This is a genomic window from Terrabacter sp. FW104-15G4B (assembly GCF_058790095.1).
This window is the reverse complement of record NZ_JBYTCI010000053.1, coordinates 1-11,375: the sequence shown is the minus strand read 5'-3', so window position 1 is coordinate 11,375 and position 11,375 is coordinate 1. Positions and strand designations below refer to the sequence as shown.

Annotated in this window: 9 protein-coding genes and 1 pseudogene; 9 read left to right on the top strand and 1 reads right to left on the bottom strand. The window is 72.6% G+C overall.

What is annotated here, in order from left to right; translation table 11 throughout:
* From AC3WRT_RS20275 to AC3WRT_RS20250, 6 genes and pseudogenes are all read left to right on the top strand, one after another.
* Positions 1 to 276 (top strand): annotated as a pseudogene (locus tag AC3WRT_RS20275) (4Fe-4S ferredoxin); the annotation flags it as partial.
* Positions 273 to 809 (top strand): NADH-quinone oxidoreductase subunit J family protein, encoded by a 537-nt coding sequence (locus tag AC3WRT_RS20270; protein ID WP_492725163.1) that lies wholly within the window; start codon positions 273 to 275, stop codon positions 807 to 809. The pseudogene AC3WRT_RS20275 and the gene AC3WRT_RS20270, both read left to right, overlap by 4 nt.
* Positions 806 to 1,225, top strand: coding sequence for an NADH-quinone oxidoreductase subunit NuoK (gene nuoK / locus AC3WRT_RS20265; RefSeq protein ID WP_492725161.1), 420 nt, complete (start codon positions 806 to 808; stop codon positions 1,223 to 1,225). Before AC3WRT_RS20270 ends, nuoK begins: the two co-directional genes overlap by 4 nt.
* A complete protein-coding gene (locus AC3WRT_RS20260; RefSeq protein WP_492725159.1) occupies positions 1,222 to 3,135 on the top strand; it encodes an NADH-quinone oxidoreductase subunit 5 family protein in 1,914 nt (637 codons plus the stop codon). Before nuoK ends, AC3WRT_RS20260 begins: the two co-directional genes overlap by 4 nt.
* Positions 3,126 to 4,631, top strand: coding sequence for a complex I subunit 4 family protein (locus AC3WRT_RS20255; protein ID WP_492725157.1), 1,506 nt, complete (start codon positions 3,126 to 3,128; stop codon positions 4,629 to 4,631). Before AC3WRT_RS20260 ends, AC3WRT_RS20255 begins: the two co-directional genes overlap by 10 nt.
* Positions 4,628 to 6,214 carry an NADH-quinone oxidoreductase subunit N gene (locus AC3WRT_RS20250; protein ID WP_492725155.1) on the top strand — a complete coding sequence of 529 codons (1,587 nt, stop codon included), beginning with the start codon at positions 4,628 to 4,630 and terminating at the stop codon, positions 6,212 to 6,214. The genes AC3WRT_RS20255 and AC3WRT_RS20250 overlap by 4 nt, the downstream gene beginning before the upstream one ends.
* A 62-nt stretch (positions 6,215 to 6,276) precedes the next feature.
* Here the strand turns inward: AC3WRT_RS20250 and AC3WRT_RS20245 are convergent, their stop codons facing one another.
* Positions 6,277 to 6,876 (bottom strand): hypothetical protein, encoded by a 600-nt coding sequence (locus AC3WRT_RS20245; RefSeq protein WP_492725153.1) that lies wholly within the window; start codon positions 6,874 to 6,876, stop codon positions 6,277 to 6,279.
* 184 nt (positions 6,877 to 7,060) lie between these two features.
* Between AC3WRT_RS20245 and htpX the strand changes: the two genes are divergently transcribed.
* From htpX to AC3WRT_RS20230, 3 genes are all read left to right on the top strand, one after another.
* Entirely contained in the window at positions 7,061 to 7,933 is an 873-nt protein-coding gene (gene htpX / locus AC3WRT_RS20240) for a zinc metalloprotease HtpX (RefSeq protein ID WP_492725151.1), read from the top strand.
* Positions 7,934 to 8,025: 92 nt separating this feature from the next.
* Positions 8,026 to 10,527 (top strand): aminopeptidase N, encoded by a 2,502-nt coding sequence (pepN, locus tag AC3WRT_RS20235; RefSeq protein WP_492725149.1) that lies wholly within the window; start codon positions 8,026 to 8,028, stop codon positions 10,525 to 10,527.
* Positions 10,528 to 10,532: 5 nt separating this feature from the next.
* A partial coding sequence (locus AC3WRT_RS20230) for a hypothetical protein (protein ID WP_492725148.1) occupies positions 10,533 to 11,375 on the top strand: 843 nt, incomplete at its 3' end.

The window sequence follows — 11,375 nt, the reverse complement described above, 5'->3', positions numbered from 1 at the left end:
CCGCCCCGGGGAGCTGCCGGGGCCGGGGCGGCTGCCACGCGGCCGCCGCGGCCGACGCGCGTGCGGCCGCAGGTTGAGCAGAAGGCCCCGGCCGCCGAGCAGACGCGGGTGATGCCGGCTGCCCGGCAGGCAGGCGAGCCGCCCGGAGCGGGGCAGACCGCGGTCCTGCCCGCCGACGGCGCGCGGGCCGAGGCAGCCGCCGACGAGGCCTCGGCGCAGGGCGACTCCACGCAGGTGCTGCCCACGGTCTCTACCGACGAGCAGGAGCGCGAGTGACGAGCCGTGACATCGTCTTCGCCTGCGTCGGGCTGGTGACCGCGCTCTCGGCCCTGCTGTCGGTCACGACCAAGCACGTCGTGCACGCCGCCCTCTGGCTCCTGGTGTCCCTCGGGTCGCTGGCCGGCGCCTATCTGGTGCTGGGGCAGGAGCTCGTCGGGCTCGTGCAGCTGCTCGTCTACGTCGGTGCCATCGTCGTGCTCGTCCTCTTCGCCCTCATGCTGACCCGGGCCCCCATCGGTCCTCACGCCGAGATCGACACGCCGTGGTGGCAGCGCGCCGCCGGTGTCGTGCTCGGTGCGGCGACCACGGTGCTGCTCGCGGCGCTGCTGCTGCCCCTCTTCTCGGGCGCGCGGGCCGACCTCGACACCCGCGCCTCGACCACGCCCCAGCTGGCCCAGGCGATCTTCGGCACATGGGTCTGGCCCTTCGAGCTGCTCTCGGTCCTGCTGCTCGTCGCCCTCATCGGGGCGTTCGCCGTGTCGCGCCTCGTCCTGCACCGCGGCGACGCCGGCGCGGGGGAGCGCGCATGATCCACCTGACGCTCCCGGCGGCGCTCGCGGTCCTGCTCGCCGGCATCGGGGTCTACGGCGTGCTTGCCCGCCGCAACGCCGTGCTCGTGCTCATCGGGGTCGAGCTGATCCTCAACTCCGCGAATCTGCTCCTCATCACGGCCGGCACCCGCTCGGCGTCGCCGCTGTCCGCGGGACCGGTCCTGGCCCTCTTCGTCATCACCATCGCCGCTGCCGAGATCACGGTGGCGCTCGCGATCATCCTCGTGATGTTCCGCCGCACGGGGCACATCGACCTGACGGCGGTGCCCGACCTCGTCGACGACGCGCCCGCTGACCACGGTGACGACGAGCTCGGCATCGACAGCGACGGCGACCACGAGCCGCGCGGCGCGGTCGCCCGCGAACCGGCCACGACGGCGGAGGGCGCCCCGTGAGCTGGGTCGTCCGGATGATCGTCGTGCTCCCGGCGGTCGCAGCCCTGGTGGGGCTGCTCGTCCGTCGCGAGCGAGTCCTGGCCACCGGGGTCGCGGTCTCGGTGTCGGCCCTCGTCACGGTGCTCGGTCTCATCCAGTGGGTGGCGCCGTCGCGCGCCGCCGACATCAGCACCGTCGGCCCCCTGCCGCTCGGCGACCTCGCCGTGCCGCTCCACCTGCTCTCCGACCGGGTCTCCGGCCTCACGTCGTTCGTGGTGGCCGTCGTCGTGCTCTGCATCCAGGTCTTCACGGCGTGGTACCTGCGCGACGACGCGCGCTACGGCCAGTTCGCCGCGACGGTCTCGCTGTTCGCGTCCGGCATGCTGCTGCTCGTCCAGTCAAGCGACCTCCTGCTCATGCTGGCCGGCTGGGAGGTCATGGGCTGGTGCTCGTGGCTGCTCATCGGCCACGACAGCGAGCGGCGCGCGGCCCGGCGGGCCGCGTACAAGGCGTTCCTCGTCACGCGCGTGGCCGACATCGGCATGGTTGTCGGCATCGTGGCCCTCTCGGTGCGGGCCCGCTCCACCGACCTGATGTCCGTGCTCACGGCCACGGGTGGCGAGACGCTCCTGACGGTGGGGCTCGTCGGCGTCGTGATCGGCGTCGCCGGCAAGTCGGGTCTCGTGCCCTTCCACGACTGGCTCCCCGACGCCATGGAGGGCCCGACGCCCGCCTCCGCCCTCATCCACGCCGCCACGATGGTTGCCGCCGGCACCTACGTCATCGCCCGCCTCTTCACCCTCTACGCCCACCACGACGGCTCCCGCACCCTGCTGGCCGTGCTGACCGCCGTGACGATGGTCTATGCCGCCCTGCTCGCCGTCGCCCAGACCGACCTCAAGCGGATGCTCGCCTACTCGACGCTGAGCCAGGTGGCGATCATGCTCTCCGCCCTCGCCGCCGCCCCGGCCGAGCTCGGGCCGGGCGCCGGCATCTCGCACCTGATCGGCCACGCCTTCTTCAAGTCGCTGCTCTTCCTCGGCGCCGGCTGGCTGTCGGTGCTCGCCGGCGCGACAGCGCTCGCGGCCCTGCGCGGCCGGCTGCGCCCGACCGGAGCCCTGCGCTGGTCGATGGGCATCGGGCTGGCGGCGCTGGCCGGCGTGCCGCCGCTCGTCGGCTTCTTCACCAAGGAGACGGTCATCGACGCGGCCCTCGACGGCGCCACGAGCGGCGGCGGGCTGCGCGCCTGGCTCGTCGTCGTCGCCCTCTTCGTCACCGTCGTGCTGACCGCCGCCTACTGCACGCGCGCCTGGCTGCTGCTCGACACCCCGGTGGCAGCCACCGGCGCCCTGCCCGACCCGCACCCCGCCGTCGTCGCCGAGGAGCGCCTGCCCGTCGTGACCACCACCGACAGCGCCGACGACGCCGAGGTCGAGCGGGTCCACGCCCACGGGCACGCCGCCATCACCCTGCCGGCCGCCCTCGTCGTCTCGGTCCTCGCCGCCCTGACCGTCGTCGGCGTCCTCTTCCTCACCAGCATCCGCGGCGGCGTCAACGTCGGCCTTCTCAGCGCGCTGCTGTCGGTCCTGCTCATCGCCGGAGCGGCGTATGCCGTGTGGACCATCAGCAACCGGGGCCGGGTCGACGTCGCCGACCGCATTCCCGAGCGCGTGCGCGAGCCGGCGGTGCGCGGCCTCGGGGTCGACACGGCATACGTCGGCTTCGGGCGGGCGGTCACGGCGCTCGCACGTCTCGTCGTGGCGCTGGACCGCGACGTCGTCGACGCCTACCCGCGTGCCACCGCCGTCGTGGCACGGGCCGCCGGACGGGCGGGGGAGCGGGGCCACCGCGCCGTCCCGTCCCTGTCGCTGCTCAGCCTGCTCGTCGGTGCCGTGCTGGTCGCCGTCCTGGGGGTGACCGCGTGGCGCTGACCCTCATGCTCCTGCTGCCCCTGCTCGCGGCGATCGCCCTCATCGCGATCCCCGGCGAGTCGCGGGTCGAGCGCGGCATCGCCCTCGGATCCACTGTCGTCACAGCGGTGCTCGCGGTCGTCGTCGTCGCCGGTCGGCACGAGGTCGACGTGCCGTGGATCCGCTCGCTCGGCGTCCGGTGGCACTTCGGCGTCGACGGCATCTCGGCCGCGCTCGTGCTGCTGACGGCGCTGCTCACGGTCGCCGTCGTCGCGCACGCCCTCTCCGGGCCGATCCCGAAGGGCGGCACCGGGTCGACCTTCCTCGGCTGCATCCTCCTCGTCGAGACCGGGGCGCTCGCGACCTTCCTGGCCCGCGACGCCATCCTCTTCTTCATCGCCTTCGAGGTCGTGCTCGTGCCGATGTGGGTGCTGGTGCGCCGCTTCGGCGACGACCACGTGCCCGACGAGACGCGCGCCGACGCGGCCGGACGCTTCGTGCTCTTCACGGTGCTCGGCTCAACCCTGATGCTCGTCGGCATCCTCCTTCTCGTCCAGAACCAGGGCACGAGCGACCTCGGCCTCCTCACCGAGCGCCACGGCACCGGGTTGTCGCGGTCGCTGCAGGTGGCGATCGCCGCGCTGCTGCTCCTCGGGCTGGGGATCAAGGTCCCGCTGTGGCCGCTGCACACGTGGCTGCCCTCGGCGCACACCATCGCGCCGACGGCCGGCTCCGTCCTGCTGGCCGCGGTGCTGCTCAAGATGGGCACCTACGGCATCGTCCGGCTCGCCGTCGCCACTGTCCCCCGGGGTGTCGCCGAGCTCAGCCCGGCCCTCGCGCTGCTCGGCGTCGTCGGGATCCTCTGGGGAGGCCTCGCCTGCCTCGTCGAGCGCGATCTCAAGCGGCTCATCGCGTACAGCTCGGTGGCGCACATGGGTTTCGTCGCGCTCGCCATCGCCTCGGGCAGCGAGACGGGCTTGCAGGCGGCGCTGTTCGGCAACATCGCGCACGGCGTCGTCGCCGCGCTGCTCTTCTTCGTCGTCGGCGACCTCAAGGAGCAGTGGGGCTCCTCCGACCTCCACGTCGCGCGGGCGGCCTTGCGCGACAGGTCCCCTCGCTTCGGCCTGGCCCTCGTCTTCGGGCTGGCTGCCGCCCTCGGCCTGCCGGGGCTCGTCAGCTTCTGGGGTGAGTTCCTCGCGTTGTATGCCGCGTGGTCGCCCGCCCCCGGCCGCCCCGCCGCGCTGATGCGCGTGTGCGTCGTGCTGGGCGCGGTGGGCCTGGCGATCGCTGCCGCCTATGCCCTGCGGGTCGCCCGGATCGTGTGGGCCGGCGAGGGCAGCGACGCGGCGCAGGGCACGGCGGCCGTGGCGGTCGCCGACGCGCGCGGGACCCGCTGGGCCGTCGTGCTGACCCTGGTCGTCGTCATCGTCGCGCTGGGCGTGCTGCCGCGGCTGCTGCTCGAGCTGTCGCACGCCGCGACGACCGGGCTGCTGTCCGGGCTGGGGGGCTTGCGGTGACGAACCTTCGCATCGACTATGCCGTGCTCCTGCCGGCCCTGTTGCCGATCGCCGGGCTCGTGCTCGTGCTCGTCGCCGACCTCGTCGACCCGCGCCTTCGGCGGTTCCCCTATGCCGTCGCTGCGCTGGCCTCCGTCGGATCGGCGATCGCCGCCGTGCCGGGGCTGGGTCTGGGGGGCGGCACGACCCGGGAGAGCTTCTGCCTGACCGGACGGGCTGCTGGCACCGGTGCGCTCGCGGCCGTCGAGGGACTGCCGGAGGCCTGCCTCTGGCAGGCCGACGCCCTCGGCAGCACCCTGCAGCTCGCGGCCGCGGTCTCGGCCGCCGTCTGCATCGCCCTCGCCTGGCCGCGCACCCGTCGCCGGCATCCCACCGACACCACGCGTGAGCCGGTCGAGGCGGTGCTGCTCCTCGCCGCCCTGACCGGCACGGTCGTCGTGGCGGCCAGCCGCGACGTCGGCACCTGGCTCATCGCCCTTGAGCTCGCGACCCTGCCGATCATCGCGCTGGTCGCCCACTCCGGGCGCCGGTCGGCGGTCGCGGGAGCCACCCAGCTCCTCGTGACGTCCCTGGTGTCCTTCGCCCTGCTCGTGCTCGGGGTCGCGCTGTGGTTCGCGGCCACCGGCAGCCCGTTCCTGACCCCGGACGCGGCCCTGTCGTCGGGCGGAGCGTTCTCGACGGCGTCGGGCGCCCCGTCCGCCGTCGTCTTCCCCTCCGTGTCCGCCGGGGTCATCGCCCTGGCCACGGTGCTGTTCATCGCCGGGGTCGGCTTCAAGCTCTCACTCGTGCCGTTCCACGCGTGGACGCCCACGGCATACGCCGGCTCGTCGGTGCCGGTCGCGACCTTCCTCGCGACGGTCTCCAAGGTCGCCGCGCTCGCTGCCCTGCTGGTCGTGCTGCGGGCCGTGGCCGTGCTCGGCACGCCTGCGCTGCTGTCGATCGCGGTGCTCGCCTCCCTCAGCATGACGCTCGGCAACGTCATGGCCCTGCGCCAGGACGACGTCGTGCGCCTGCTCGCGTGGTCGACGGTCGCCCAGGCCGGCTGGGTCGTGCTGCCGCTCGTCAGCATCTCCGCGCTCGGGGTCGCAGCCAGCGCCACCTACCTGCTCACCTACGTCGTCGCGACCCTCGTCGCGTTCGCCGTCGTGGCAGTCACGGTGGCCGAGCGGCCGCGGGGCGGGCGGTCCATCGCCGCCTACGAGGGGCTCTGGCAGCGCAGCCCGTGGCGCGCCGGGGCGCTGGCACTGGCGCTGACCTCGCTCGCCGGCCTCCCGCCCGGTGTCATCGGCCTCGTCGGCAAGGTGACGGCCCTGCGGCCGGTCGTCGCGGAGGGCTGGGTGTGGCTGGCCGTCGTCGCGGCGATCAACGCCGTCGTCGGCGTCGCCGTCTACCTGCGCTGGCTGCGCGCCGTCATCACCGCCCCGGCGGTGACGCCGGCGACGCCGGACACCGCTGGGACCGCTGACGTCACGCCGCCCGTGGCGCGACGCCCGGTCGTGCTGCTCGCGGGCCTGGTCGTCGCCGCCGCCGTCCTCGTCGTCGTCAGCGTCCAGCCCGACCTCGTGCTGCGCCTGCTCGGCTGACGTGACGACCCCGAGGCAACGTGCCTCGGGGTCGTCGTCGGCCGGCCGGGGTGGAGGCCGCGTCAGGCGGTCTGCGGCACCGTCCGCGGTGAGACCGCTGCGTCCGTGGCCGAGTCCTCGACGGTCTTGGCGTGGCGCAGGCCCAGCAGCGCCAGCACGAGCAGGAGAGCGGCTCCGATGAACGCGCCGATGCCTGCATAGAGGGCGACCGTGCCCATCGTCCCGAAGGCGTAGGCGTTGAGCAGCAGGCCGCGCAGCGTGTTCCCCATGAAGAGGCTCTGGCGGAGTTCACCCAGCGCCTGGACCGTCTTGGGGTCGGCGTTGGGGTCCTTGACGGCCTTGAGGTACTCGCCGGAAACCTCGGAGTAGGTCTTGTTGTTGGACTGGGTGTTCATGTGCACGAGGATGTAGTGGTCGGCGAACGCCTTGGCCTGGGCGCCGTTCTCCATCTTCTGCCCGGCGAACTGCAGCAGCGCGTCCTTCTGGTCCTGGGTCTCGAGGGCGGCCGCCGTCGGCATCGTGATGTTCTGCTGGCTCAGCTGCTCCTTGACGTTGCTGGCGACGAAGCTGCTCGCGTAGATCAGCAGCGCGCCGGCCACGGCGAGCACGACGGCCATGACCAGGCCTGTCCACGAGATCAACCGGTCGAGTGTCTTGCGCATCATTCGCTTCTTCCATCGATGGGGATGTCGGGTTGCCCAACATGGTCAAATTACTACCGTCTGTAGTAGTCAAGTTGCGGCTTCAACGACATGTCGTGGGAGATCTGCGTCACAGCTATTCCCCAGCGCACTCGCAGCGCAGGTCCAGCGGGAACGCGCGTCACGAGCCGGTCGTTCATCGGTCATGCACAAGCACTTCAACGGGCTCAAGACCGCTGCCCTCTTCGGCGGCATCTGGGCCCTGCTGCTCGGGCTCGGCGCGCTCGTCGGCGGGGGACGCTTCATCTGGCTCTTCGCGCTGATCGGTGTCGCGACGACCTTCTACGGCTACTGGAACAGCGACAAGCTCGCGATCCGTGCCATGCACGCCTACCCCGTCTCCGAGGCACAGGCGCCGGGGATGTACCGCATCGTGCGTGAGCTCTCGACGGCCGCCGGCAAGCCGATGCCGCGCCTCTACATCAGCCCCACCCAGGCGCCGAACGCCTTCGCCACCGGCCGCAACCCGCAGAACGCCGCCGTCTGCTGCACCGAGGGCATCCTGGGGCTGCTCGACGAGCGCGAGCTGCGCGGCGTGCTGGGTCACGAGCTGATGCACGTCTACAACCGCGACATCCTCACCAGCTCGGTCGCGGCCGCCATCGCGGGCGTGATCACCTCGATCGGCCAGATGCTGATGTTCAGCAGCATGTTCGGCGGCGGCTCCGACGAGGACCGCCCCAACCCCTTCGCCCTGCTGGCCATGAGCCTGCTCGCCCCGATGGCCGCGATGATGATCCAGATGTCGATCAGCCGCACCCGCGAGTACGACGCAGACGAGGACGGCGCCAAGCTGACCGGCGACCCCCTCGCCCTCGCGTCGGCCCTGCGCAAGCTCGAGTCCGGCGTGGCCCGGGCCCCGCTGGCCCCCTCGCAGGACATCGTCAACGCCAGCCACATGATGATCGCGAGCCCCTTCCGGGCCCAGGACGTGACGCGGTTCCTGTCGACGCACCCTCCGATGGACCAGCGCATCGCCCGTCTCGAGAGCATGGCGGGCGGCCCGCTCCACCGCTGACGCTTGCCTGACGGCCCCGGGGCGCCGCCCGCAGGCATCTGCCCGGGGATCCCGCCCGCGGGCATCCCGGTTCATCTGGCAGGCTCGGACCCATGCGCAGTCTCACCCTGGCCGAAGCCCGCGAGCGATCCTCGCTGATCACCGTCACGTCGTATGCCGTCGAGCTCGACCTCGACCAGGGCTCGGAGGTGTTCGGCTCGCGGGCCGTCGTGCGCTTCACCTGCGCGGAACCGGGCGCCGGGTCGTGGGTCGACCTCAAGGCCCGTTCGGTCGACGCCGTCTCGCTCAACGGCAGGCCGCTCGACCCGGCCGACGTCGAGGACGGGCGCCTCCCGCTGCCGGACCTCGCCGCCGACAACGAGCTCGTCGTGGCCGCGACCATGGCCTACAGCCACGACGGGCAGGGCCTGCACCGCGCCACCGACCCCGCCGACGGCCGCGACTACGTCTACGGCCACCTCTTCCTCGACGCGGCCCCCAGCGTCTACGCCTGCTTCGACCAGCCGGACCTCAAGGCGCCCTACGACGTCACCGTCCACGCCCCGCTCGACTGGACCGTCATCGGCAACGGCGCGGCCACGCAGACCGCAGCCGGCACGTGGACGCTCGCCACGACGAAGCCGCTCGCGACGTACTTCATGACGGTGTGCGCCGGACCCTACGTCTCCCTGCGTGACGAGCACGACGGCATACCCCTGGGCATCCACGCGCGGGCGTCGCTGCGCGAGCCGCTCGAGCGGCACGCGGCCGAGCTGTTCGACGTGACGAAGCGGTCGTTCGACTACTTCCACGGGCTCTTCGGCATCCGCTACCCGTTCGGGGAGTACCACCAGGTCTTCGTGCCGGAGTTCAACGCCGGCGCCATGGAGAACCCCGGCTGCGTCACCTTCCGCGACCAGTACCTCTACCGTGGCGCCGCGACCCGCGACGAGCTGCTGACCCGGGCCAACACGGTCAGCCACGAGATGTCGCACATGTGGTTCGGCGACATCGTGACGATGAAGTGGTGGGACGACCTCTGGCTCAACGAGTCGTTCGCCGAGTACATGAGCCACCGCTGCCTCGTCGACGCGACCCAGTACACCGACGCGTGGGTCGACTCCTCGATCGTGCGCAAGGTGTGGGGCTACGGCGCGGAGCGCTCCCCGTCGACGCACCCGGTCGCCGGCGTCGAGGCGCTCGACGCGCAGAGCGCGCTGCAGAACTTCGACGGCATCTCGTACGCCAAGGGCGCGGCCACGCTGCGCCAGCTCATCGCGTACGTCGGCGACAACAAGTTCCTCGCGGGCGTCCGCGCGTACCTGACCGACAAGTCCTACGGCAACGGCACGCTCGCCGACTTCCTCGCCGCCATCGAGGCCGCGAGCGGCACCGACCTCGGCGAGTGGTCACGGGCCTGGCTGCTCACGGCCGATCGCGACACGCTCTCGGTCGACGTCGACGAGCAGGGCGGGGTCATCGAGTCCGCGGTCGTCAGGCGCGAGTCGCCCACTGACCGACCCGCCGACCGGCCGCACGCCTTCGACGTGGCCGGGTGGACCGACGGGCGCGAGCTCGGCCGGGTCGCCGCCACGGTGACGGGTGCGGCGACGACGCTCGCCGAGCTCGAGGGCACCCCCGAGCCGGCCGTGCTCGTGCCCAACGCGTCCGACCTGACATGGGCGTGCGTACGCCTCTCCGACGCAACGGTTGCAGCGCTGCCCACGCAGCTCGCGCTCATCCCGGACGAGCAGGCGCGCGCGGTCGTGTGGTCCTCGCTCATCGACGGCGTGCACGGCGCGACGGTCTCGCCGGACGACTTCCTCGACGTCTTCGACGCCGCTTGGCCGCACGAGACGAACTCCTCCATCCTGACCCGCGTCGCGGCCTATGCCGAGCACCGTGTCGTGCCCTACTTCGTGCCGCGCCAGGAGCAGGAGCCGGCGCTGGCTCGCCTCAACCGCGCCGGTGCCACGCTGCTCGAGCAGGCCGTGCCCGGCACGACGGAGTCGCTGGCCGCTGCCCGGCTCGTGGCCGGCACGAGCGACGACGACGTCCTGCTGCGCGACTGGGCCGACGGGCAGGGCCTGCCGGCCGGCCTCGAGGACGACGGCGACTTCCGCTGGATCGTCGTGCGCAACCTCGCGGCGCGCGGGCTCATCGGCGTCGCCGAGGTCGAGGCCTTCCGCGCCAAGGACGACACGCTGCAGGGTGGCCTGAACGCGCTCATGTGCCGCGCGAGCCTGCCCGACACCGAGGCCAAGGCGTGGGCGTGGGAGCAGCTGACCGGTCGGCAGGGCCGCTCCAACTACGAGATGGTGCACCTCGCGCGCGGATTCTGGTCGGCGCCCGAGGACGCACTCGTCGCCGACTACGTGCCGCGCTACTTCACCGAGGTACCGGCCATGAGCGCCTGGGTGGGCGAGGACGCCTTGTCTCGGGTGGTCCTCGTGTCGTTCCCCCAGGTCTTCACCGACGAGACGGCGCGCCTGAGCGCGGAGGCGATCGCCCGCGACGACCTCACGCCGGCCGTCCACCGCTCGCTCGTGGACGCCGACGCCGAGCTGCGTGAGGCCCTCGCCTCACGTGCCATGTTCGGCGCGGCGGCGGTCTGAGCGACGTGGCGAGGCCGCAGGCCGACGCGCTGCCCGGCGTGGTGCGGGCGGTCTGCGGCGCGCACCTGGAGCTGCTCGACGCCCGCTTGCCCGGACTGCTCGATGGGCTGCACCTGCACGGCTCGATCGGCTTCGACGGCGAGTTCCACGGTGGCAGCGACATCGACTTCGTCGCGGTGACGAGCCGGCGACCCACCGCGGCCGAGGTCGAGGTGCTGCGCCAGGTGCACGCCGAGCTGGGCAACCGCTGGCCGACGCCCGACTACGACGGCTTCTACGTCGTCGAGGCCGATCTGGAGGGGAGCCCTCACGGGGTGCCGGTGCAGCCGGGCGTGCTGCACCAGTGGTTCGACATCGGCACCCACTGCGACGTCACGGACATCACCTGGCGGGAGCTGCGCGACCACGGGATCACGCTGCGCGGCAAGGACCTTCGCGACCTCGAGATCTGGAGCGACGACGCCGCCCTGCACGAGGCGACGCGCCACAGTCTCGACACCTACTGGCGCTCGCAGCTCGGGGCGATGCAGCACCATCCGCGCGAGGCGTCGCTGCCCCAGGCCGCCGAGTGGGGCGCCCTCGGCGCGCCTCGGCTCGTGCACCTGCTCGTCACCGGGACGCCCACCTCCAAGTCCGGCGCGGGCCGATGGGCCATGGACGCCTGGCCGGCGCACCGTGAGATCGTCGAGGAGGGGCTGCGGGTTCGCGAGCGCCCCGACGACCAGTCGACGTATGCGGTCGACCCCGCCAGGCGCCGCCGTGACCTCATCACCTTTCTGACGCAGGTCATCGCCGACGGGGTCGCCCTGGTCGAGCCTCCCCTGTGCAGGGCGGGGGCCGGGGTGAGA

Coding starts and splice junctions, on each gene's coding strand:
- pepN (WP_492725149.1), top strand. CDS start 8,026: ATGCGCAGTCTCACCCTGGCCGAAGCCCGCGAGCGATCCTCGCTGATC.
- AC3WRT_RS20245 (WP_492725153.1), bottom strand. CDS start 6,876: ATGCGCAAGACACTCGACCGGTTGATCTCGTGGACAGGCCTGGTCATG.
- htpX (WP_492725151.1), top strand. CDS start 7,061: ATGCACAAGCACTTCAACGGGCTCAAGACCGCTGCCCTCTTCGGCGGC.
- nuoK (WP_492725161.1), top strand. CDS start 806: ATGATCCACCTGACGCTCCCGGCGGCGCTCGCGGTCCTGCTCGCCGGC.